Source organism: Allobosea sp. P2_B12 (assembly GCF_056404835.1).
Genome location: NZ_JBFUDG010000010.1, coordinates 117,591 through 138,621 on the forward strand (window position 1 = coordinate 117,591; position 21,031 = coordinate 138,621).

21 protein-coding genes are annotated in these 21,031 nt (G+C 64.0%); 6 read left to right on the forward strand and 15 right to left on the reverse strand.

Features of this window, described 5'->3' with window-relative positions; translation table 11 throughout:
* Nucleotides 1-140 precede the first annotated feature (140 nt).
* Entirely contained in the window at nucleotides 141-1,652 is a 1,512-nt protein-coding gene (locus AC1DYU_RS20975) for a methyl-accepting chemotaxis protein (RefSeq protein ID WP_476793306.1), read from the forward strand.
* 325 nt (nucleotides 1,653-1,977) lie between these two features.
* On the opposite strand, the gene AC1DYU_RS20980 is transcribed toward AC1DYU_RS20975, so the two are convergent.
* From AC1DYU_RS20980 to AC1DYU_RS20990, 3 genes are all read right to left on the reverse strand, one after another.
* On the reverse strand, nucleotides 1,978-2,271 hold the full coding sequence (locus tag AC1DYU_RS20980; RefSeq protein WP_476793307.1) for a hypothetical protein: 294 nt from the start codon (nucleotides 2,269-2,271) through the stop codon (nucleotides 1,978-1,980).
* Nucleotides 2,272-2,380: 109 nt separating this feature from the next.
* Nucleotides 2,381-3,103 carry a helix-turn-helix domain-containing protein gene (locus tag AC1DYU_RS20985; protein ID WP_476793308.1) on the reverse strand — a complete coding sequence of 241 codons (723 nt, stop codon included), beginning with the start codon at nucleotides 3,101-3,103 and terminating at the stop codon, nucleotides 2,381-2,383.
* Between the two features lie 315 nt (nucleotides 3,104-3,418).
* Entirely contained in the window at nucleotides 3,419-4,078 is a 660-nt protein-coding gene (locus AC1DYU_RS20990; RefSeq protein ID WP_476793309.1) for a hypothetical protein, read from the reverse strand.
* A gap of 63 nt (nucleotides 4,079-4,141) precedes the next feature.
* On the opposite strand from AC1DYU_RS20990, the gene AC1DYU_RS20995 reads away from it, so the two are divergent.
* Both AC1DYU_RS20995 and AC1DYU_RS21000 read left to right on the forward strand, forming a co-directional pair.
* Nucleotides 4,142-6,163 (forward strand): methyl-accepting chemotaxis protein, encoded by a 2,022-nt coding sequence (locus tag AC1DYU_RS20995; protein ID WP_476793310.1) that lies wholly within the window; start codon nucleotides 4,142-4,144, stop codon nucleotides 6,161-6,163.
* A 398-nt stretch (nucleotides 6,164-6,561) separates the two neighbouring features.
* Nucleotides 6,562-7,572 (forward strand): IS30 family transposase, encoded by a 1,011-nt coding sequence (locus tag AC1DYU_RS21000; RefSeq protein ID WP_476793311.1) that lies wholly within the window; start codon nucleotides 6,562-6,564, stop codon nucleotides 7,570-7,572.
* Between the two features lie 448 nt (nucleotides 7,573-8,020).
* On the opposite strand, the gene AC1DYU_RS21005 is transcribed toward AC1DYU_RS21000, so the two are convergent.
* The 5 genes from AC1DYU_RS21005 to AC1DYU_RS21025 all read right to left on the reverse strand — a co-directional run bounded on the left by AC1DYU_RS21005 (nucleotide 8,021) and on the right by AC1DYU_RS21025 (nucleotide 11,491).
* Nucleotides 8,021-9,589, reverse strand: coding sequence for a GMC family oxidoreductase (locus tag AC1DYU_RS21005; RefSeq protein WP_476793312.1), 1,569 nt, complete (start codon nucleotides 9,587-9,589; stop codon nucleotides 8,021-8,023).
* A 26-nt stretch (nucleotides 9,590-9,615) separates the two neighbouring features.
* The gene (locus AC1DYU_RS21010) at nucleotides 9,616-10,158 is read right to left on the reverse strand and encodes a Twin-arginine translocation pathway signal (protein ID WP_476793313.1); all 543 of its coding nucleotides are present in this window, start codon (nucleotides 10,156-10,158) and stop codon (nucleotides 9,616-9,618) included.
* Between the two features lie 55 nt (nucleotides 10,159-10,213).
* On the reverse strand, nucleotides 10,214-10,609 hold the full coding sequence (locus AC1DYU_RS21015) for a VOC family protein (RefSeq protein ID WP_476793314.1): 396 nt from the start codon (nucleotides 10,607-10,609) through the stop codon (nucleotides 10,214-10,216).
* A gap of 9 nt (nucleotides 10,610-10,618) precedes the next feature.
* Complete coding sequence (locus AC1DYU_RS21020) at nucleotides 10,619-11,056, reverse strand: c-type cytochrome (RefSeq protein WP_476793315.1); 438 nt, start codon at nucleotides 11,054-11,056, stop codon at nucleotides 10,619-10,621.
* Between the two features lie 105 nt (nucleotides 11,057-11,161).
* On the reverse strand, nucleotides 11,162-11,491 hold the full coding sequence (locus AC1DYU_RS21025; protein WP_476793316.1) for a ribbon-helix-helix domain-containing protein: 330 nt from the start codon (nucleotides 11,489-11,491) through the stop codon (nucleotides 11,162-11,164).
* A gap of 302 nt (nucleotides 11,492-11,793) precedes the next feature.
* On the opposite strand from AC1DYU_RS21025, the gene AC1DYU_RS21030 reads away from it, so the two are divergent.
* The 3 genes from AC1DYU_RS21030 to AC1DYU_RS21040 all read left to right on the forward strand — a co-directional run bounded on the left by AC1DYU_RS21030 (nucleotide 11,794) and on the right by AC1DYU_RS21040 (nucleotide 13,438).
* Nucleotides 11,794-12,147: a hypothetical protein gene (locus AC1DYU_RS21030; protein WP_476793317.1), complete on the forward strand. Its 354-nt coding sequence runs from the start codon at nucleotides 11,794-11,796 to the stop codon at nucleotides 12,145-12,147.
* A 22-nt stretch (nucleotides 12,148-12,169) separates the two neighbouring features.
* Nucleotides 12,170-12,517: a transposase gene (locus AC1DYU_RS21035; protein WP_476793318.1), complete on the forward strand. Its 348-nt coding sequence runs from the start codon at nucleotides 12,170-12,172 to the stop codon at nucleotides 12,515-12,517.
* Nucleotides 12,518-12,988: 471 nt separating this feature from the next.
* Nucleotides 12,989-13,438 (forward strand): PaaI family thioesterase, encoded by a 450-nt coding sequence (locus tag AC1DYU_RS21040; protein ID WP_476793319.1) that lies wholly within the window; start codon nucleotides 12,989-12,991, stop codon nucleotides 13,436-13,438.
* Nucleotide 13,439: 1 nt separating this feature from the next.
* Here the strand turns inward: AC1DYU_RS21040 and AC1DYU_RS21045 are convergent, their stop codons facing one another.
* From AC1DYU_RS21045 to AC1DYU_RS21075, 7 genes are all read right to left on the reverse strand, one after another.
* Nucleotides 13,440-14,375, reverse strand: a complete 936-nt coding sequence (locus AC1DYU_RS21045) for an HpcH/HpaI aldolase/citrate lyase family protein (RefSeq protein ID WP_476793320.1) — start codon at nucleotides 14,373-14,375, stop codon at nucleotides 13,440-13,442.
* Nucleotides 14,281-15,504, reverse strand: a complete 1,224-nt coding sequence (locus tag AC1DYU_RS21050) for a CaiB/BaiF CoA transferase family protein (protein ID WP_476793321.1) — start codon at nucleotides 15,502-15,504, stop codon at nucleotides 14,281-14,283. The genes AC1DYU_RS21045 and AC1DYU_RS21050 overlap by 95 nt, the downstream gene beginning before the upstream one ends.
* Before the next feature lie 59 nt (nucleotides 15,505-15,563).
* Nucleotides 15,564-16,352: an HTD2 family dehydratase gene (locus AC1DYU_RS21055; RefSeq protein ID WP_476793322.1), complete on the reverse strand. Its 789-nt coding sequence runs from the start codon at nucleotides 16,350-16,352 to the stop codon at nucleotides 15,564-15,566.
* A gap of 93 nt (nucleotides 16,353-16,445) precedes the next feature.
* Nucleotides 16,446-17,657: a CaiB/BaiF CoA transferase family protein gene (locus tag AC1DYU_RS21060; RefSeq protein WP_476793323.1), complete on the reverse strand. Its 1,212-nt coding sequence runs from the start codon at nucleotides 17,655-17,657 to the stop codon at nucleotides 16,446-16,448.
* Complete coding sequence (locus AC1DYU_RS21065; RefSeq protein ID WP_476793369.1) at nucleotides 17,636-18,805, reverse strand: CoA transferase; 1,170 nt, start codon at nucleotides 18,803-18,805, stop codon at nucleotides 17,636-17,638. Before AC1DYU_RS21065 ends, AC1DYU_RS21060 begins: the two co-directional genes overlap by 22 nt.
* Nucleotides 18,806-18,824: 19 nt before the next feature.
* Nucleotides 18,825-20,042, reverse strand: coding sequence for an FAS1-like dehydratase domain-containing protein (locus tag AC1DYU_RS21070; RefSeq protein ID WP_476793324.1), 1,218 nt, complete (start codon nucleotides 20,040-20,042; stop codon nucleotides 18,825-18,827).
* Nucleotides 20,043-20,222: 180 nt separating this feature from the next.
* Nucleotides 20,223-21,020 carry an N-acyl homoserine lactonase family protein gene (locus AC1DYU_RS21075; RefSeq protein ID WP_476793325.1) on the reverse strand — a complete coding sequence of 266 codons (798 nt, stop codon included), beginning with the start codon at nucleotides 21,018-21,020 and terminating at the stop codon, nucleotides 20,223-20,225.
* Nucleotides 21,021-21,031 lie beyond the last annotated feature (11 nt).

Sequence of the window (21,031 nt, forward strand, 5' to 3'; positions counted from 1 at the left end):
ACAGCCATCGAGTGTGCAACGCACAACCATCCCGTGTTCATTTCACACGAGGCAACTGTGGTATTCATTGGAAGTTAACCAAACAGGCGCCTTATCGGTTCCGGCGCCCAAGTTCGGCGTTGCGGGCCTTGGAGCCTCACATGTCGTCTTCGGATCACCTCGACAGCCGCCTGTCATTCATGCAGCTCGATGCACGGGCGCTCGAACGGATCAATGGCATCCATGACGACGTCGTCGCTGCCCTGCCTGGCGCGCTCGAAGCCTTTTACACGCAGCTCAGGAACTGCCCGGAAACACGGCGCTTCTTCAGCAGCGAGCAACACATCGATTCCGCGAAGCGGCGCCAGTCCTCGCATTGGGACCGCATCGCGAGGGGCCAATTCGATCAGGACTATGTCGCCGCCGTCACAACGGTCGGAGAGATCCATGCCCGCATCGGGCTGGAGCCGCGATGGTATATCGGCGGCTATGCCCTGATCCTCGAGAAGATCATCACCGATGTACTCGCGGCCCGCTGGCCCAAGCATCGCTTTGGCGGAAAGGTCGATGGGGCAGCCGATCGCGCCGCCGAGATCAGCGCGATCGTCAAGGCGGCGCTGCTCGACATGGACTATGCCATTTCGGTCTATCTCCAGGCGTCGGAAGCCGCCCGCCTCAAGATCGAAGATCAGGCGAAAGCCGTCGAGCGGGCGCTGGCCAGCGAACGCGAAAAGGCCGTTGGCTATGTCAGTGAAGGCATGGCCGCGCTCGCCAAGGGCGACCTGACCTTCCGCATCGGCCAGGATATTCCGCAGGAATACGGCTTGATCCGCGACAATTTCAACGATGCCATGGACCGCCTCGAGCAGATGGTCGCGACCATCAAGACGAGCTCTGCCGCCATCGCCGCCTCTTCACAGGAAATCAACTCCGGTGCCGACGACCTGTCCTTGCGCACCGAGCAGCAGGCCTCGGCGCTCGAGGAAAGCGCCGCCACGACCGAGCAGCTGGCCGCATCGGTCAAGACCTCGGCCCAGGCCTCGCGCCGCTCCGTGGCTCTTGCCGACGACGCAACCCGGATCGCCCGCACCGGCGGCACCATCGTCAAGGATGCGACCGAAGCCATGGCGCGCATCGAGGAAGCCTCGAAGAAGATCTCCGAGATCACCGGCGTCATCGACGGCATCGCCTTCCAGACCAATCTGCTGGCACTGAATGCAGCCGTCGAGGCCGCCCGCGCCGGCGATGCCGGGCGCGGCTTCGCAGTCGTCGCGGCGGAAGTCCGCGCGCTCGCCCAGCGCTCGTCCGACGCGGCCAAGGACATCACCGGGCTGATCGCATCGTCCGATGCGGAGGTCACCGAAGGCGTGAAGCTCGTTCGGCTGGCCGGCGACACCCTGGAACAGATCGTCGATGCCTCCGCGGCCGTCTCCACCACCGTCGCGGAAATCGCCAGCGCATCGGGTGAACAGGCCAACGGCATCGACGAGATGAGTCAAACAGTCAGCCACATGGATGAGATCACCCAGCAGAATGCGGCGCTGGCAGAGCAGAGCGCCGCCTCCGCCCGGACGCTGCTCGACCAGATCGCGCAGCTCAATGGGCTGATCGCGACCTTCCGAACGCAGGATAGCCGTGTTGCAACGATTCCCGCTGCCCGCCGCGCAGCCTGACGCGCCGCCGTTCGGTGAACCACGGCTTTTCCGCTGACCTCGCCCCAAGCGTGAGAGGGCTATGCCGCGGCTGGCGCCGACCGAGCGTTTCGCGGTCTGGGGCCAGGGCTACGGCGCCTTCGGCCGCAACGCCGGCGACGGCAACGCGCCAGTTGCGGTCTTTCAGCCACTGCCCTGAAGCGGACGCGGATCTGCTGCGACACCTGTAGAAAGAAACTATGCCGATTCGTCCCCTGCTTTACGCGCTCGGTCGGGCTGAGCAGCCAATTACCCAGTGCCTACGGGTTAGCGTCACAAAGGTCGGTTCGCTGTTACGGCCGATTGGTCACCGATTATCTCGTGTTAACATCCACTCAGCACGATCGGCATCAACGATAGCCATGGCGGTTTGGGCAGCCTCCAGGGCATCGTTCGTTACCCTGATCGCTTGAGCGGCAGGGACATCGCCAGTATCGTGTAACCCCCGGATGGCAATGGCAGCAATCCTAGCCGAAGCTAAGAATGCTGTCGTCGTTGCCCCGGTAACTTGGTCCCGCAATTTTGCCGCGTTACCGGCGTGCTCGGCTAGGATTTCGGTAAGAGCAGCACGGCAACGGTCCAGTTTCTCTTTGTCCGTCAAGCAGTGATCCTCCTGTCACTGCCAACCGCATAATCGGCCGATAGCTGTCCTTGATTTGGATCAATCTTGGGTTTTTTGACCGATTATTGTTCGGCAAATTGGTAATCGCTCAATCGCGCGACAGCTGCCGGAGCTTATCAAGATCCGTGATCGTCATGTTCATGCCCGAGATCTCGACGCCATGCTCCCGAAACACGTTGAACAGCCGCGAGAGATTGGCAGGCGACATGCCGAGCTCATAGGCCAGAGCGCGTTTGGAAAAACCGATCCTCACCGTCGCAGAGTTGCCGTCCTTCGCCATCGCGCCGAGAATCCATTGGCCAAGACGTTGCTCGGCCGTTCGCAGCTTGTGGTCGAGCAGCCGGTCGATCATCAACATGTTGACTCGCGAAGCATGCACCAGCGCGGCATGACAGACCGCCTGGTCATCATGGATCGCCTGCAGGAAAGCGCTCGTTTCGATCGCGATCGTCTCACAGGGCTCTCGCGTTACGATGGCGAGCACGCTCGGATGGTTCTGGATCGCCGTCGAGACCTCGAACACCATCGGCGCAGACGAGCTCGCGACGATGGTTTCCGCGTCGTTCAGGCGCGCCCAGCCTTCGACCGAGCCGGAACGCAGGCAATAGATAAATGCCGGCACCCGACCCGTCTTGTTGATGGTGATGCCTGCGGAGAAGGATTGAAAAATGCAGCTCGGCACCAGCGCCCGCAAGGTGCTCTCCTTGGCATCGGAGAACATCGGGAACGTCTTCAATATCGGAATCACGGCTTCTGGCATGCGGCTCTCGGTCGAACTTTCCGTTGTTTTGGCAGCCTGAGAGGCGACCAAGCTCCTGCGGCAAGGAATACGGCCTGCTGATGACAGATTCCAGGATCGATCAGAACGTTTGATCAATGCCAAAGTGAGCGAGCGCCTCCTGAAGATCAGTGGCGCCCGACAAAACCGTATGGTGCATTAGGTCATATCATAGGGGGATGATCGTCGCGGCGCCAAGCGACAAGCCGGCCCGCCTGGCGGCAACCCGCCGCTTTTCGGAGCGGCCGGGGATGCGGCCGTGCAGCGGACTGCAGCTGCCGACGGGGCGGCCGAGCGCAAGCTAATAAAATTGATCTATATCAATAGTCGTCTGCATATTTGAATTCATCAATTCCGAATTAAGGAGTTGCTGCCACCTTCCCAAAAAAGAACGCAGGGTTCAGGGGAACGATCATGTCGCCGCTCATCACGCGGATAGCTTCCTTCACCGTCGGTGCGAAGATCGCAGCGATCATGGCGCTGCTGATGTTCCCGATCGGGCATCTGACGCTGCTCTTCGTGCAGCAGATCCGCAAGGATGTCGCCTTCTCGTCGCTCGAGATCGAGGGCGCCAACGTCCTGAAACCGGTCTGGGAGGCCCTCTCGATCAGCGCCTCGCCCCTTGCCGAGCCAGGCGCGCTGAAGGCCGCGGTCGAAAAGGTCGGCGCGGTTCGTGCCACCGCCGCCGATTTGAAGGCAAGCGAGACGGTCGCGTCCTTCATCAGGGCACTGGCCGATCCGAGATCCGCCGCAAAGGCATTGGACGCCGGGCAGATCGCAATCCAGAAGATCGCCGACGGCTCGAACCTGACGCTCGATCCCGATGTCGATTCCTACTACATGATGGATGCGGTCACCGTGCGCCTGCCCGAGCTGATCATCGCAAGGGCTGCCCTCGAAACCGCCCTCCTGCCCTATCTGGCCGGCGGCGCCCGGCCTCCCGCGTCCGCTCACGATGCCCTCGTCCAGGCCGCGACCCGCTTCGACATCGCATTGGCGGCGACGCATGGCTCCCTCAAATCGGGCATCGACGGCAATCCGGACGGATCGCTGGGCAGGTCGCTCCTGCCGATGGTCAACCGCTTCGAGGCGGCATCCAGCCGCATCTCGCAGTTGGTGGGCGAACTGCGCCTTGCCATCGCGCAGGACAAGCCGGCCCCGGCGCGCAAGGCCGAACTCGACAGCGCCGCCTCGGCCTTCGCCGGCAGTGCGAAGGAACTCTGGCAGGCCGTCCAGACGGAGCTCATCCGCCTGATTGAGGTTCGTATCGACGGCTTCGAGAGCAAGGCGTGGCGCGACCTGGTCATCGCGGCCTTCGGCGCACTCCTGGCCATCGGCGTCGCCCTGGTGTTCGTCCGGACGATCCGCAATCCGATCGCCGACATCATCGCGACGCTCCGGCGGTTCCAGCTCAACGACTATTCCGGCAGCGTCCCGCATCGGGGGTTACGCAACGAGATCGGCGAGATCGCCCGAGCAGTTGATCGCGGCAAGGCAGAGGCAGAGCGCACAGCGCTGACCATCGCGGCGATGAACCAGTCACCGACGATGCTGATGATCACCGATCCCGACGAAAAGATTTCGTTCGTTAGCGCTTCGCTCACCGAACTGCTGATGCGCCTTGAACCAACGTTTCGTGCTGCGAGGCCGGATTTCTCCGTCGAGGCGTTGCTCGGCCAGCATATCGACTATTTTCGCGCCAACCCGAATCTCTCGCGCAAGCTGCTGCTCGACAACGGCGAGGTTCGCAAGGCGCGCTACGACATCGCAGCCGAGACCATCATGGTCGATATGGCCTATATCTGCGCCAATGACGGATCGAAGATCGGCCACACCCTGATCTGGCGCAACGTGACCGCCGAACTGCTGGGCGAGGCCGAGGTCGCATCCGTGGTCAGCGCAGCACAGCAAGGTGACTTCTCGGGCAGGCTGCCGCTCGATAACAAGGAGGGCTTCGTTCGCGAGATCGCCGCTGGTCTCAACAATGTCTCGGCTCTGGTCGAGAAGGCGACCGGCGAGTTTGCCGAGGTGATGGACGCGGTCGCCCGGGCCGATCTGACGCACACCGTCGAGGGAGACTATCGCGGCGTGCTGGGCTCGCTGAAGTCCAGCATCAATGCTACTGTTGGGCATCTTGCCTCCACCGTCCGCACGATCCAGGTGACCTCGGCCGATGTCGGCCTGGCGGCGCGTGAGATCAACATCGGTGCTGACGACCTCTCGAAGCGGACCGAAGAACAGGCTTCTTCACTGGAGGAGACGGCAGCGACAACCGAAGAACTCGCGGCGTCCGTGAAGGCGACGGCCCAAGCCTCGCGTCGGGCTGCGGCGATCGCAACTGAAGCGATGCAGGCGGCTCAGAACGGCGGTGAGATCGCTGGATTGGCTGTTGACGCGATGGCCCGGATCGAAACCGCATCGACCAAGATCTCCGACATCATCAGGGTGATCGACGACATCGCCTTCCAGACCAACCTGCTCGCGCTGAACGCAGCGGTAGAGGCAGCTCGCGCAGGTGACGCCGGCAAGGGTTTCGCCGTCGTCGCCTCGGAGGTTCGCGCGCTCGCGCAGCGTTCTAGTGCCGCAGCCAAGGACATCTCAGCGCTGATTTCCTCCTCCAACATGGAGGTCGGCGAGGGCGTGAAACTCGTATGCCAAGCCGGCGAGGCGCTCACCCAGATCCTCGGCGCCTCGCAAAAGGTCGCCGCCACCATTGCCGAGATTTCGGCGGCGTCGGGCGAACAGGCCAGCGGTATCGACGAAATGAGCCAGGCAGTCGCCCATCTCGACGAGATGACCCAGCAGAACGCGGCGTTGTCAGAGCAGAGTGCGGCCTCCGCCGGTTCGCTGACCGATCGCATTTCCCAGCTCAATGCGCTGGTGGCGAACTTCCGTACGGGTGGCGAAGCGGCTCTGGGTCCGCTGTTCGATATCCCGCGCTTGGCGAGCCCTGCCGCGGAACCGGCCCGTCTCCAGCATCTGGCTCAGGTAGCCTTTGCCAAAAAGGCCGTGGCGAACGCGCCTGTCCGAGCCGTTCGGCAAAAAAGCGTAGCTAACGCACACGGTATCAGTGCTGGCTGGGACAAATTTTAGTTCGGAGCAGTAACGGGATATCAAGAGCACGGTCAAAGACCCAATCCTCCGGCCAGATGAAATGCGCCGACACGAGCTACGCTTTTCATCATCGACTTGGGCGGCCCGAAGCGGACGTCCTTGACGTCGGCCTAGGGCCAGCCTCGACCTTGCCGCCCAGTCGCCGAGCTAGGCTGCCCGAAACCGGACGTTGGCAGAGTCTGCTAAGGGCCAGACTTTCCCGTTCGCGGGCTTACGTTGGCCGTTTGAGTCCCGTCGCATGAACGCCCGCACACGACGGCTCAATCCAAGTTCCATAATCCAAATTATGCGAATCGCGTTTTGACGCGGGGTGGGTTCAAGTTTGAAGTGCGACTTGCGAATGATCCCAATGGGTTATCAGCCGCAGGAACGCAGCGATGCAACGCACCTACTCCCAGATGGACTTGAACGACCGTCGCAAGCTCGCCCGATGGCGCGGCATGGGATTGAGCGTCGATGTCATTGCGGAGAAGCTCGGCCGGCATCGCTCGACGATTTTCCGGGAGCTGCGGCGCAACGCCTTCATTGACAAGGAATGGCCGGAGCTCGACGGCTACCATTGCGTAACGGCGCATGACATGGCCCGCGAGCGGCGCACCAGGCTCAGGAAGCTTGCGCGCTTCTCTCATGTGCGCCAATCGGTCATCGAACGGATTCAGCACGGCTGGTCGCCACAGCAGATCGCGGGCCGGATGCGGCTCGAGCGTCATCCGATCTCGGTCAGCCACGAGACGATCTACAAGTTCGCCTATTCGGCGGACGGTCAGGCCATCAAGCTCTGGCGGCATCTGCCGGAACACCGCGCGCGCCGCCGCCCGCGGCATGCCAGGCGCCGGCATGGGCAGCGCTTCAGCCCGGAGCTGAACATCCTGCGCCGCCCGGACGTCGTCGCCGACCGAAAGCAGTTTGGGCACTGGGAGTGCGATCTCATCCAGTTCCGTCAGAAGTTCGGCAAGGCGAATGTGACATCGCTGGTCGAACGGGTCAGCCGCTTCGCCGTTCTGCTACGCAACAACGATCGGCAATCGCGGCCCATCATGGAGCGGCTCATCAGCGTGATGCGCGCCCTGCCCCATCGCGCACGCCGCTCGATCACCTTCGACCGCGGCACGGAGTTCACCGACTGGCCCTATCTCCAAGCCGGGATCGGGGCCCAGACCTGGTTCTGCGACCCGCAATCGCCCTGGCAGAAGGGCACCGTCGAGAACATGAACGCACGAGCCAGGAAATGGCTCGCGAGAGACGTCGATCCCCTCTCCCTCACCGACCAGGAGCTGAAGGACATTTGCGATCGCTTGAACACCACGCCGCGAAAGTGCCTCGGCTATAAAACGCCGGCAGAAGTCTTCCGGCAGAAGCTTCTCGCCCAGATGCGGGCCGTCGGATAGGATCGCCCAGCCGCAAGTCGCGCTTCAGCGAGAACTCACAGCGCAAAGTTAAAATGTCTCATCGTGGCAAACTAGGAATGTCACACTCCCCTCGGCGTTAAGCGTGGGGTTGCGTTCTGCGACGGCATCGCCCGCCCGTGCTGCCGCCGGCCGCGATCCCGCTCGGCCTGGTCATGGCCCTGATCGGCGGACCCTTCTTTTTATTTCTGCTGGCGCGGAGGCTGCGGCCATGATGCGCGTCGTATGGTCCACAGCCTCTTGAAGCTCGCAAAGACCGGGCATTGCGGGAGTGCTCGCGCAGCAGCGCCCCACCAAACCAGCCGACGAAGTCATTACTCGGACAGTCTCCTACGCATTGGCCAGTGATGCGACGCGGCAGGCCGGCCTTTTCACCTCATCAAATCCATCCCGCAGTCGCCAACAGCCTCTAGGTCAGCACAAACAGCGCTCAGACCGTCTTCTGCGCCATCTGCTTCTCGATGTAGTCGGCCTGGCGCAGCGCCAGCGCGACGATGGTCAGCGTCGGATTCTCGGCGCCGCCGGTGGTGAACTGGCTGCCGTCCGAGACGAACAGGTTCTTCACGTCGTGACTCTGGCCGAACTTGTTGACGACGCCGTCCCTCGCCTTCTCGGACATGCGGTTGGTACCAAGATTGTGGGTCGAGGGATAGGGCGTGGTCGGGAAGGTCCGCGTCGCCCCGACCGCGCCGTAGATCGCCGCGCCCTGCTTGTAGGCATGGGCCCGCATCGCGAGATCATTGGGGTGGTCGTCGAAATGGACATTGGCGACTGGCATGCCCCCCCTGTCCTTCTTGTCAGAGAGGGTAATGCGGTTGCTCTCCTGCGGCATGTCCTCGCCGACGATCCACATACCGGCCATGTTCTCATAGGAATCGAGGGCAGTGGTGAACTCGCGCCCCCAGGAACCGGGATCGAGGAAGGCGGCCATGAACGGCAGGCCGATTGACAGCGTCTCGAGCTCATAGCCGCCGACGAACCCGCGCTTGGTGTCGTGATGCGCCTCGTCTTGGACGATGCCGGCCATGGTCGTGCCGCGCCACATCCTGACCGGCTTGTCGAAGACGCCATAGACCGAGCCGGTCATGTGCCGCATATAGTTCCTGCCGACTTGGCCGGATGAGTTGGCGAGCCCGTCCTTGAACAGGTTCGAGGCCGAGTTGAGCAGCAGGCGCGGGCTCTCGATCGAATTGCCAGCGACGGCAACGATCCGCGCCTTCTGGCGCTGCTGCACGCCCTTGCCGTCAAGGTAGACGACGCCGGTGACCTTGCCCGAGGCGTCGTGCTCGATCTTCTGGACGAAGGATTCCGGTCTGACCTCGAGCTTGCCGGTGGCCTCGCCCTTCGGGATCTCGGCATACAGCGTCGACCACTTCGCGCCGGACTTGCAGCCCTGGAAGCAGAAGCCGATCTGCTGGCAGGCGCCGCGCCCGTCGCGCGGCTCGGAATTGATCGCCATCCGGCCGGTATGCACTTGCTTGTAGCCGAGCTTCTTTGCGCCCTTTTCCAACACCTTGAAGTTGTTGTTGCCGGGCAGGCCGGGGATGCCGTTGGTCAGCGTCACGCCCATCCGGTCCTCGGCCTTGGCGTACCAGGGCGCCATCTCGGCGAGATCGACCGGCCAGTCGAGCAGGTTGGCGCTCTTGAGGCCGCCATAGGTGGTGCGTGCCTTGAACTCGTGCGGCTGGAAGCGCAGCGAGGCGCCGGCCCAATGCGTCGTCGAGCCGCCGACAGCCTTGACGATCCAGGCCGGCAGGTTGGCGAAGTCGCGCGCCACCCGCCAGGAGCCCGAGGTCGTGCGCATGTCGGTCCAGGCCAGTTGCGCGAAGGAGCTCCATTCGTCGTTGAGAAAATCCTCCATCTCGTGGCGCTTGCCAGCTTCGAGGCAGACCACCTTGATGCCCTTCAGCGCCAGCTCGGTGGCGAGCGTACCTCCGCCGGCGCCGGAGCCGACGACCACGACGACCGTATCGTCATTCAGATCGAATGTTGCAGCCATGGCTGTCTCCTCCCGATTTTATGGTTTCAGAGCCAGGTGATGTCGCCGAAGCCGCGCGCGATGTAGCCGCCCTTCGAGGCGCTCTCGCCCTCGTAGCCGAACAGTGGCCAGATCGCGGGCTGGTTGTAGAGCGAGACGACGAGGCCACCGCGCACACCCTGGAAGAACTTGCCCTTCTGGATGGCACGCAGCAGGTTCACCCGCTGGCTCTCCCAGCCGACCTGCGCGTAAGGGAGCTTGTGCTGCTTCTGCGCGAGCGCATCGAGCTCGGCGACATTGCGCTCGGTATCGGCCTTGGCGGCCGCTTCCTTCGCCGCCTTCTCGTCATAGGGCTTCATCGCGACGGCGTAGAAGCGGTCGGCCAGCCGGTCATGCGGGTAGATGTCGCGCGCTAGCTTGATCAAGGTCAGCATGGTCTCGGGCTTCAGCGCCTTGACCTCGAGCCCCCAGGCCTCGCCGGCATGGATCAGTGCGCCACCGGAAATCGCGATCGCGGCGGCGCCCGTCCCGGCGATGAAGCGGCGACGATCCATCGTCGCAGCCGGTTCGGCTTCGTGCAGTCTGGCCATGGTGTCCTCCCGTTTTCCCGGCGCGTTTGTCCGCAGCGCCGGTTAGGTGCCTGCGCTAGCGGTAGCGGCCGTATTTCTGAAGGACCTCGATCTTGTAGCCGTCGGGGTCCTGGATGAAGAAGAACCGGGCGAGGAGCGCGCCGTCGCGGTGAAACTCCTTGATCGGATTGGGGTTGAGGCCGGCGGCGACAACCCGCGCATGCTCGGCGTCGAGATCCTCCACCGCGAAGGCGGTGTGGCCGTAGCCATCGCCGAGCGCATAAGGCTCCTTTCGGTCGTGGTTGATCGTCAGCTCGACCTCGAAATCCGCCTCGGCATTGCGCAGATAGACCAGCGTGAAGTCGTCGAAGGCGAGGCGATCGGCGACCTTCAGGCCGAACGCCGACTCGTAGAAGGCGAGCGAGCGCCCCTCGTTGAGCACGCGGATCATCATGTGGATGGCTTTGGCCACATGCGGCTCCTATTTCGGCTCGGAGAGGGATTTGAGATAGGCGATGACGAGCCTGCGCCGCTCGGCGTCGCGCTGTCGATAGGCCATGATCGTGCCCGGCCGCACGGCGGCGGCATCCTCGATCCAGCGGTCGAGCATCGCCTCGTCCCAGACGAAGCCGGAACTCTTCAGCGCTTCGGAAAACTTGAAATCGGCGCGAGTAGCTGCCGGCTTCCCGACGACGTCATGCAGGTTTGGGCCTTGGCGATTGGCCCCGCCCTTCTCGGCGGTGTGGCAGACGCCGCAGCTCGACAGGAACTGCGCTTTGGCCTTGGCCGCGTCGGCGTCCTGCGCGGCGAGGGGCGCAAGGGCCGCAAGGCCGCAAAATCCCAGCACCGCGATGGCGGCCAGTCGGCAGGCAGGCGCGCGACACCAAAGCGGCGAGCGGTCGACGGACGCTGAAGGCAATGCTCTCGGCCTTTCCGTTAAGGTCGAGAGAGCTTAGGCGAGTCCCGCAAGGCGCGGGTAGTATGGGACTACTACAATTCGAAAGAGTGAGAGGAGTCTCTCCCCCTACTCGGCGGCGGTGTGGAAATCCTGCACCGCGTCGCGCCTCACCCGCTCACAATCATCCTCCTGGCCGCGCACGTCGGAGAGATAGGTCAGGCAGGCGCAGCGCAGCAGGGAGGTGAAGTTCATCGTCTCCTCCTGGAACTCCAACACCTCGTCATGGAGCTTGCTCAGGAAGCGCCCGAGGGTAACCCCCTGCATCAGCGCGATCTCTTCGAGGATGTCCCAAAACGCTGCCTCGAGCCTGATCGAGGTCGCATGCCCGCCAAGGCGGATCGAGCGCGTCTGATAGGCATAGCGGTCCGCAGTCTGGGCCGAAAAGATTCGGCACATGGTACACCTCCCTGACGGCTTCTTGTCGCCTTTACGACAGGATGGCCCGGGTGGAAGGGCGTGTAAACCGTCGAAAGATATGGACCGCATGCACCTCCCTCTGAGGCCTGTGGGGTTCATCGTGAATTGATGACGGCTCGGCCAGGTAGATCATTGCGGAGAAGCTCTGGTCGGTTTTGTCGGCACGCATGGCGATGCGCTTGAGCTCCTTGAGCTTGCAGAAGAAGTTCTCGATGAGATGACGCCATTTGTAGATGTCCCGGTCGAGCGGCAGCGGCTTGGCGCGCCGTGAATGCTGCGAGATGACGATCTTGCGCCGCGTGCGTCGAGCCCGGCAACAATGGCGTTGCTGTCGCAAGCCTTATCGGCGATCAGGCCGCCGACGCGATCTCGTCGAGCAGCGGCTCGACGCCGACTGTATCGAACCGGTGCGCTTCATCCGCTGGAGCCGGCTGGATGTGTTCAACAAGATATTCGCCGCGCTGGCGGCCACGGACGGCAAGCCAGATCAGCTGATGATCGACGCCACTCACCTCAAGGCTCACCGGACGGCGGCCAGCCTGCTCAAAAAGGGAGCTGTTCCCCAACGTATCGGACGCACCAAGGGCGGCTTGAACTCCAAGCTGCACGCTGTGATGGCCAGTGGCGACCGCTGATCATGCTGCTCAGTGAGGGCCAGTGAGCGATTACAAGGGCGCCGCCCTCATGATCGACGCCTTCCCCAAGGCCAAGACCTTGCTCGGCGACAAGGGCTACGACACCGACTGGTTCCGCCAGGCTCTGATCGAACGCGGGATCACGCCCTGCATCCCGCCAAAGGCCAACCGCAAATTCCAGATCGACTACGACAGCACGGCTCCACAGGCAACGCGGTCCCTCAGCTCTTCAACCTCATTCCTCTTCATGTTCTCTCCCGGGCCGCCTCTTCAGCGGCCGGCCTTCCTGTGCAGGTTACTTTTCCCGCGCATTGCGGGGCCATCCCCAGCCGCCGCGAAAAGCGAAGGTGGCAAGGGCGCGGCGAGCTAGCCGCGGCGCAGCTTCCCTTGCCACCGCCCGCTCGCAAGCGGCACGTAGATAGTCCGACGAAACGCTCATGTCGTGAGTATTGAACACGTGGTGGTGGCGACCGCGCGACCATCGAGCCGCTTGGTAGGCAGGGCGCCATATTTGCATCGACCGGTACATTGTTACCGCGATCATCGAAGTGCTAAGAAAGCGAAGCAGCTGCTTCGGCAGCCGCCGAAAAACTCCCGCTTTGACCTCGCATAGGAACATCCGCATCTGATCCCCCGCGAGGGCGTCTAACATGCTGGCAAGAACCGGTACCTTGTCCATCAAGGTCGCTCTTCCGCCCAGACCAGCAAAAGGCCAGCAATCGGCATTCGGACCAAGTGCATCGCCAGTTCGCGCGTCGACGCCGGCTGTGAAGAATCGTCTTCAAGAACATACCCTTGATAGGACGCGCCGGTTTTTCGCGGTGCGGAGGAGCGAGAGACAATGGGTCGCGACGAATTCCCTAATGCTGACTGGGCGCCGCATCAGGATGAGGGGTTCATTGAACTGATTGGCCCATTTTGGGAGAAGATGACGGAGACAGGACCCGTCCTGGCCTTTCGAGCCGAGCAGAAACATAAAAACCGCCGCGGCGTGGTCCAAGGCGGCGTTCTCATGGCTTATGCTGACAGGGCGCTCGGCATGCACGCGCGCCACGCGACCGGCGGCCAGGCGCAGGCCACGGCGCAACTCGATGTCCATTTCGTCAGTTCGGTTCAGATCGGCGAAGTCGTCATGCTCGAACCACAACTGATCCGCCGGACCCGGAGCATCATGTTCCTGCGCGGCACTTTGCTGGTCGATGGCAGGATCGTCGCCATGGCCAGCGGTGTCTGGAAACTGCTGCGGTCGCCAGCCGCACTGGACGACGTCGCCGGCACGGCGAGCCTTTGACCTAGACTGCGGCCGCGAGCAGACGCTTGGCGCGATCAAGCACCGGTTTATCCACGAGTCTGCCATCGACAACGACGGCCCCCTGAGTGCTGGCGGCCGCCAGGACGCGGCGCGCCCAATCGAGTTCGTTCTCGCTCGGGGAGAAGCCGTCATTCACCGCGGCGACCTGGCTAGGATGGATACAGAGTTTGCCACCGAAACCTAGCCGTCGCGCTGTTGCGACATCCTCGGCCAGGATGACGGCGTCCTTGACCTGGAGAGTCACGCCCTCGATCGGCGCGGGCAGGCCTGCGGCGGCGCTCGCAATCACCAGTTCCATCCGGACGCCGTTGAGCTCGTCGCCCATCGAGCCGATTCCCGTCTCCGCGCAGAAATCAACCGAACCGAAGGCGATCCGGCTGATGCCTCGCGCTCGCGCGATGTCGAGGCGATCGACATATCCCGCAGCCGTCTCGACAAGCGCGATCAGGCGTTGGCCACGTCGAAGCCGCGCGGCGATGGCCTCGATTGTGGCCTTCTTCTCGGCCTTCGGCAGCATGATCGCAGCCACCCGCGGTGACGAGACAGCCAGCGCCAGGTCGTCGCTGCTCCAGCTCGTATCGGTGCCGTTGATGCGAATGGCGATCTCAGCCGATCCGGCCTGCGAGAGCCAGTTCGCGATATGATCGCGGGCGCCGTCCTTGGCCGCGGGAAGGACGGCATCCTCTAGGTCGATCACGACCCGATCGGCCCCGACGGCCAAAGCCTTGCCGAAGCGCTCCGGACGATCACCGGGGACGAAGAGGAGACTGCGTTCATTGACCATCGCTACGCCTTGTGCCGCTGGGAGCTGTTCATCGCGGTCACGCCGCAGGCGCCCGCAACGGCGCCCAGACCGGCACGCCTGGGGTCGGCACCCGGGCGGCGCCAGAATCGATCGCGGCGCGGCATTCGCCATCGCTGAAACCCAGCGAGCTCAGAATGGCCGCAGTATGCTCGCCCAGCAGCGGCGGCGGCAGGTCGGTGGCGCTCTCGCCATCCGTCTGGAACGGCAGGTCAGGCAGATCGAAGGTGAAGTCCTGGAAGTCGAGCTGGGCGAGCTTGTTGCCATGGCGCGCCTGGGGCGTATTGAGGACGCGGTCCATCGCGAGGACTTCCGTGAAGCCGAAACGGGCCGCAGTGAGGCGCACCGAGATATCCGCATAGGTCCAGCGCTCGACCAGACCGCACATCAGCGCCTCGACGCGCTCGCGCGCCTTCTTGCGCTGGCGCAGGGTCGCCAGGGCGGGATCGACAGGCTCGCCCATTGCGGCCCAGAAGTCATTCCAGTGCCGATCGGTCAACATTACCAGATAGATCCAGCGATCGTCGCTGGTCCGGTAGGCGCCGTAGCCGGGCATGCTGAACTCCCCCGAGGGTTCCGGGTCCGGACGGCCGGTCAGGTACATCTTCAACTGGATGCCGGCGAAGTCGCGCGCCGCGACATGCAGGCCCGCCTCATAGAGACCCACCTCGATCTTCTTGTGCTTGGGACCAGTCTCGGGGTCGAGGAGCGCGCCGAGAATGCCGATCACCGCGTAGCAGCCGGCAAACTGGTCGTGATAGGAGGGGCCGAGCCGGGTCGGGCGGCCATCGATCCGGTGCTCGTGCATCACGCCCGTCGCAGCTTCGGCGATGGGGTTGGACGCCAGGTCGTCGGCTTGCGGACCGTCGTTATAGCCCCGGATGTGGCAGAACACGATCGAGGGGTTGAGTTTCGCGCAATCCTCATAGGTGATGCCGAGACGCCGGGCCGAACCGGGCGCGAGATTATGAAGGATGATGTCGACCTTCGGCACGAGCCTGCGGAACACCTCCTGCCCGTGCTCCGAGGCCAGGTCGAGGCAAAGGCTGCGCTTGCCCCGGCTATAGGCGATATAGGTGCCGCTCGGGCCGCCACGGACGAGGCTGCGGGTCGGGTCGCCGATGGGCGGCTCCAGCTTGATCACCTCGGCGCCGAGCTGCGCGAGGATATGAGCCGCAAACGGAGCCGCCAGCATCGAGCCGATCTCGAGGACGGTCTTTCCGGCGAGGATGGAGCGGTTCATGCGACATTCCCTGAGAAGGGGCTGATAAATTGATGGGAAGGGCGGAAAGTGGCGTGGACTCAGTCGAACACCGCGTTCGCCTGCATGGCCTGGCCGCCGGCCGCGTCGCGTATCCAGAGCGCCAGCTCGTTGTCCTGCCCGCCGGTCCTGGCCTCGACGTGAAAGGTGCCGTCGACGAAGACCGGGGCCAGGCCGCGGAAGCTGAAATGCCGCATGCGCGCGGCCGGCCGCGACGAGCGTGCGAGGTCCTGCAGGAAGGTCGCGAGCAGCGGTCCGTGCACGACGAGATCGCGATAGCCCTCCTCGTCGCGGGCGTAGTTGCGATCGTAGTGGATGCGGTGGCCGTTGCAGGTCAGCGCCGAGTATCGAAACAGCAGCACCGGGTCGGGGACGACGTCGAAGCCCCAGCTCGCGGTCGTCGGCGCCGGCTCGGGAACGGGCGTCGGGGCGCCGGGCTGCGAGGCCTCGCGATAGACGATGTCCTGTTCCTCGACGATGCAGCTCTCGGAACCGAAGCCGATCGTGTGGCGCACGGTTACGAAGACGAGGTTGCCACGGCGGCCCGACTTGCTCTCGATCCGCACGATCTCGCTGATTTTCGTCGCCTCGCATCCGAGCGGCAGCGGCGCCAGATAATCGATCCGTCCGCCGGCCCACATGCGGCGTGGCAGCGGCACAGACGGCAGAAAGCCGCCGCGATTGGGATGCCCGTCGGCGCCGACCTCGGCGCGAGGCACGAAGCTGTTGAAGAAGATCCAGTGCCAGCCGGACGGCAACGAGGCCGTCCTGGTGGGATTGGGATGGCCTAGCGTCGCCGCCAGGTCGTGCACGCGCTGGGGAGCGATCACATCCGTCTGCGTTTGGCGATTGCCGACCCAACTTGACCAGTCGGGCTCCGCGGTGGCGGTGGAAGAGGCGCTGTGCATGGCGATGGGCCCGTTTCAGTAGATGATCTGTGCGTCGGCCAGGCGCTGGCGCTCCACCGAGCCGATGCCGAGCAGCTCGCCGAAGACGTATTCCTCGTCTTCTCCGAGGCGCGGCGTGCCGCGGGAGATGCCGACATCGGAGGTTTCGGAGAAGCGGATCGGCACGCCGATCGCCGCGCGCTTGCGGCCATCCGGCTCGGAGACGTCGATGATAGCCTTGCGCGCCCGCAGATGCGGGTCGGCTGCGATGTCCTGCGTCGTCCACGAGACATGGGCGGGGATGCCCTGGCTCTGCAGCAATCCTGCGGCTTCGTCGGCGTCCTGCCGGACGGTCCAGCCCGCGACCAGTTCCTCGACCAGCGCGCAGTGCGCTTGCCGGTAAGAAGCTGCCGCGAAGCTCCGATCGACGGATCGGCCCGCCTGCTCTATCAACGCAGCAAGTGCAAGCCATTGCCTGTCGTCGCCGATCGCGATGGTCAGCCAACGATCGGGATCGCGCGTCTTAAAAACGCCGTGAGGCGACATGCGCATGTCACTGTTCCCCATTCGGCGTGGCGTCGCGCCGGACGCGGCTTCCAGCAGGGCCTCTCCCATTGCAGCGGACGCGACTTCGCGGGCGGCGACATCGACATAGGTGCCCTCGCCGGTTCGCCTGCGCTGCAGCAGCGCGGCGACCGTCGCCATCGCAGCGTTAAGGCCAACGGAATGGTCCATCACATGCCGCATCTCGACCGGCGGTCCGTCGGCATACCCGGTGAGATAGCCAAGCCCGCCCCAGGCGCCGAAGAGGGGCGCGTAGCCCGCGAAATGCGAATCCGGCCCCGATTGGCCCGACGATGAAACGGAGACCATGACGATGTCCGGCTTGACCTTCCGAAGGTCCTGGTAGGACAGACCGAGCCGCTTCATCACGCCGGGCCGGAAGCTTTCGGCGGCGACATCGGACGCCCCGACCAGGCGCTTGGCCAGGGCGACGCCCTCGGGTTGCTTGAGGTTGATGCGGATCGACAGCTTGTTCGACGCGACCTGGTCGAAACTCGCCGGGCCGTTGCGGCCATAGACCGGATGCGGCTTGCGGAAGATGTCGGGGCGCAGCGCGCTCTCGATCTTGATGCATTCGGCGCCGAGCTGCGACAGCATATGCGTGCAGAACGGGCCCGCCGCATGAACGGTGAAGTCCGCGATGCGGATGCCGGCGAGCGGTTTCATCGTGCGGCCCTCGCCCATGGGATGGCGTCCTGCGAGGGCAGGCCAGCGGCATCGCCCAGCGTCGGCGGCCCTCCGAACAGTCGAAGCGGAGCGCCGCCAAAATGAAATGGCGACACGAGCATCGGAGTTGGGCCGGCTCCATCGATCTCGACGCTCTGGAACAGCCCGCGAGCGCGCTCATGCGGGTCGTTCAGCACATCGGCGGGCGTGTTGTAGCGCGCCATCGGTACGCCGAGCGCCTGCGCCCGTCCGACAAGTTCGGCGACCTCGTAGCCGCGCGCCCAGGCCCGGATATGGGCGTTGAGCTCGGTGCCGCGACGGCTGCGCTCCAGCGGATCGTCCAGGGTTCCATCGGTGGCCCAGGCTGGCCTGTCCATCAGCTCAACCATGGCCCGCCACTGGCGTTCTTCCAGCGTCAGCACTTCGACGAAGCCGTCACGGCATTCCAGCACGCCGCCATATTTGAAGGATCGCTCGGCGCGATGCTCTACCGAGCCGTCGCCGAGCCGCTGGATCGCAAAGCAGCCGACGGCCAGGGCGGCATCCTGCACGGAAACGTCCACCGCCTGCCCCTTGCCGATCCACAGGGCCGAGAGAGCGCCGAGCGCGGCAGCGACGCCGGCCTGCATGGCGGCGAAATGGCCGTAGATCTTCAGCGGCGGGCGATCCGGGAACAGCTCGATCGACAACCCGTTCGGAAGCAGGAAGCCCTCTCCGGCCGCATGGATCGCATTGATTTCCTCGGCCCGCCAATCGGCCTTGGGGCCATATGCGCCGAAGGGCAGGACGGAAAGATTGATCAGCCCAGGAAACCGTTTCGCCAGCGTCTCGCTGTCGAGAGCCTGCGCCCAGGCCTCCGAGACCGGCGTGTCATGCACGAGGATGTGCGCATCCTGGAGCAGTTCATCGGGAACTGCGCCTAGTCCTGCTTCAGCCTCGAAAATGAAGCTGTGCTTGCCTGCCGCCAAGTAAGCGAAGAGAGCGCTGGTCCCTTGGGTGCCAGGCAGGAACGGAGGCTCCGCGCGCAGGCGATGCCCCCCGGCAGGTTCGAGCAGCGTCACCTCCGCGCCCAGAACCGCCAGCATCCGTCCGCAATACGCGGCCGCAACGCCCTGGGAGAGCTCGACCACGCGAATTCCCGCGAGTGGCTTCTGGCTGACGTTCATGGGCACGGGCGACGCCTTCTTAACGAACGACCGGAAGATCGAGATCGAGCCCGGATCCGTCGAAGGCGACGCGGATGTTCACGTCGCGCGCCGGAAGGATCACGGTCGCAAGGCCGGGCGTCGTGAGTTCGCCGCGCTGGTTCTCGCCCCAGATCTCCAGATCGACGAGGGCGTGCCCGTCCTTGATGTATTTCCGTGCGACCTTGCCCTTGCACCAGGTCGAATCGCCCATGGTGTTGAAGCGGCGCATTTCGGTGCGAACGCGCTTGAGGATGCCGGCGTCGCCCATCCAATTGGTCACGAGGCTGCACATCCACGACGAGCGCTGCGGGCCGTAATCATAGGTGCCGGGAACGCCGACCTCCTTCGCGACGGACTCGCGATGATGTCCGATCCCGGTGTACTCGATGCCGCCGCCTGCTTCCGGGTTGCGGAAGAAATGGCCTGGATGCTTCATCGCCGCCTTGAAGACGACGCCATGGGTATGGCCGCGTCCGCAGCCGACGAGGAAGCCCATGGTGTCCATCAGCGAGAGCGGACCGCGCACGATGGGGGGCAGCAACTCGCCCTCGACGACATCCTCCCAATAGCGGACATTGCTGCCGCGGATGTTCTTTTCCTCGTCCATGATCGCCTGGTCGAGCTGCTGGAACTCCTCGGGCGTGTATTCGTAGGTGACGATGTCCTTGTACTTGCCGGCGTCGCGCGACGCCTTGCGCTCGTGACGCGTGCAGGTTCCCAAAGCACGAGCGATCAGCTCGCCATGCTGGTTGCTGTAGGATGCCTCGACATATTGCAGCACCAGCCGGCCGGAGAACTTGCTCTCCTTTTCCTCGACGCCGACGACGCGCTCGATCGCGTTGATCCGGTCGCCCGGCCGGATGTGGCGGAAGAGCTCCCAGTCATTGCCGGCATAGAAGCCGTGGACGCCGGGCAGGCCCCAGCGCGTGCGGCCGACCCAGCCGAACGCCATCGGGAACATCGGATGGCCGAGCTGCGTGCCGTAGCGGCTGTTGCTGCCATAGTCGGCCTCGCGGAAGATCGGATTGAGATCGCCGATGCCGTTGCAGAAATTGCGCAGCGTGTCGGCCGTCGCGTCCTGCAGATAGGGCCCTTCCGGGCGTAGCTGCAGCCCGATCATCTTGCGCGCTTCAGCGACCGACGCGTCGGTGATCATGCCCTCGGCCGGAGCATCTCCGACGCTTGCGTTCGGCTTCAAGGCTTCAACGGCGCTCATGGCATATTCCTTTTTGAATTGGCCGGCCTGAGAGGCCGCTTTGCATCCGGTGTTGAGGATGGCGCCCGGCACCCGTCGGCCGACGCATCGCAAACTCTAAGAATGCACAATGCATTTATATTTGCAGGCGTCAATGGGCGGCCGCAGGATCCAGCGCCGCGCCGCACGATGACCGTCGTGCTAATCCAGCCGGACGACCCGGCCGGCCAGCGCCGGCGAGGCCGCCGGATAAAGCTCCATCACCCTGGGATCGTGACTGGCGACGACATGGGCGTCTGAATCGGCCAGTTCGCGAATGCGATCATGCGCCGTCACCATCTCCGCGAGGCTGTAGGCCACGGCGAAAGGCACGCCCCGCTCGAACTCCTCGTAGTAGTGCAGGGCATCGGAGGCGAGGACGATCCAGCCGCGCCTTGTCCAAACCCGGACAATTTCCTGGCCGGCGCAATGCCCGCCGACCAGATGCACTGAAAGCCCTGGAGCGATCTCCTTGTCAGAGCCGTGCAGGACGAGGCGGTCGCGGTGCAGAAGCTCTATGAAGCGACCAATTTCATCGGTTTCATAGGCTCTTCGGCACCACGACTTCTGCATGAACGGACTGACGACATAGTCCATCTCGACCTTCTGGAGCTCCAGTACTGCCGCCGGGAACGCGTCGATATTGCCGATGTGGTCATAGTGCAGATGGGTGATGACGAGCCGGGTTTGCGCAGCCGGATCGACGCCCAGTTCACGAAGGCTTTTGATAGGGCAATGCAGGAATTCATGGCCGTACTTCTCGGCCTTGGCCTGCGCCATACCGGTGTCGATCACGAATGTCCCCGCCGGCCCGATGGCAACCCAGCTATAGAAATCCAGCGTCAACGGATCGTCCGGGCGCGCCTCGAGAATGAAGTTCTGCCCGCGCCGGCGCTTGCTGTTGGTGGCGTAGCGGATGGCGTAGAGCTCGAAGGGCGCCGGCTCGGCGGTGTCATGCATGGCATAGCCTC

What these genes read in the sequence shown, in the direction of transcription:
- AC1DYU_RS20995 (WP_476793310.1), top strand. Translation starts at nt 4,142, where the DNA reads ATGGTCAACCGCTTCGAGGCGGCATCCAGCCGCATCTCGCAGTTGGTG.
- AC1DYU_RS21030 (WP_476793317.1), top strand. Translation starts at nt 11,794, where the DNA reads ATGACGATCTTGCGCCGCGTGCGTCGAGCCCGGCAACAATGGCGTTGC.
- AC1DYU_RS21010 (WP_476793313.1), bottom strand. Translation starts at nt 10,158, where the DNA reads ATGGCCAGACTGCACGAAGCCGAACCGGCTGCGACGATGGATCGTCGC.
- AC1DYU_RS21000 (WP_476793311.1), top strand. Translation starts at nt 6,562, where the DNA reads ATGCAACGCACCTACTCCCAGATGGACTTGAACGACCGTCGCAAGCTC.
- AC1DYU_RS21070 (WP_476793324.1), bottom strand. Translation starts at nt 20,042, where the DNA reads ATGAGCGCCGTTGAAGCCTTGAAGCCGAACGCAAGCGTCGGAGATGCT.
- AC1DYU_RS20975 (WP_476793306.1), top strand. Translation starts at nt 141, where the DNA reads ATGTCGTCTTCGGATCACCTCGACAGCCGCCTGTCATTCATGCAGCTC.
- AC1DYU_RS21065 (WP_476793369.1), bottom strand. Translation starts at nt 18,805, where the DNA reads ATGAACGTCAGCCAGAAGCCACTCGCGGGAATTCGCGTGGTCGAGCTC.
- AC1DYU_RS21060 (WP_476793323.1), bottom strand. Translation starts at nt 17,657, where the DNA reads ATGGGCGAGGGCCGCACGATGAAACCGCTCGCCGGCATCCGCATCGCG.
- AC1DYU_RS21025 (WP_476793316.1), bottom strand. Translation starts at nt 11,491, where the DNA reads ATGTGCCGAATCTTTTCGGCCCAGACTGCGGACCGCTATGCCTATCAG.
- AC1DYU_RS21005 (WP_476793312.1), bottom strand. Translation starts at nt 9,589, where the DNA reads ATGGCTGCAACATTCGATCTGAATGACGATACGGTCGTCGTGGTCGTC.
- AC1DYU_RS21040 (WP_476793319.1), top strand. Translation starts at nt 12,989, where the DNA reads ATGGGTCGCGACGAATTCCCTAATGCTGACTGGGCGCCGCATCAGGAT.
- AC1DYU_RS20990 (WP_476793309.1), bottom strand. Translation starts at nt 4,078, where the DNA reads ATGCGTCGCCGCCAATGCGATGTCGAAGCGGGTCGCGGCCTGGACGAG.
- AC1DYU_RS21045 (WP_476793320.1), bottom strand. Translation starts at nt 14,375, where the DNA reads ATGGCGAATGCCGCGCCGCGATCGATTCTGGCGCCGCCCGGGTGCCGA.
- AC1DYU_RS21075 (WP_476793325.1), bottom strand. Translation starts at nt 21,020, where the DNA reads ATGCATGACACCGCCGAGCCGGCGCCCTTCGAGCTCTACGCCATCCGC.
- AC1DYU_RS21050 (WP_476793321.1), bottom strand. Translation starts at nt 15,504, where the DNA reads ATGAACCGCTCCATCCTCGCCGGAAAGACCGTCCTCGAGATCGGCTCG.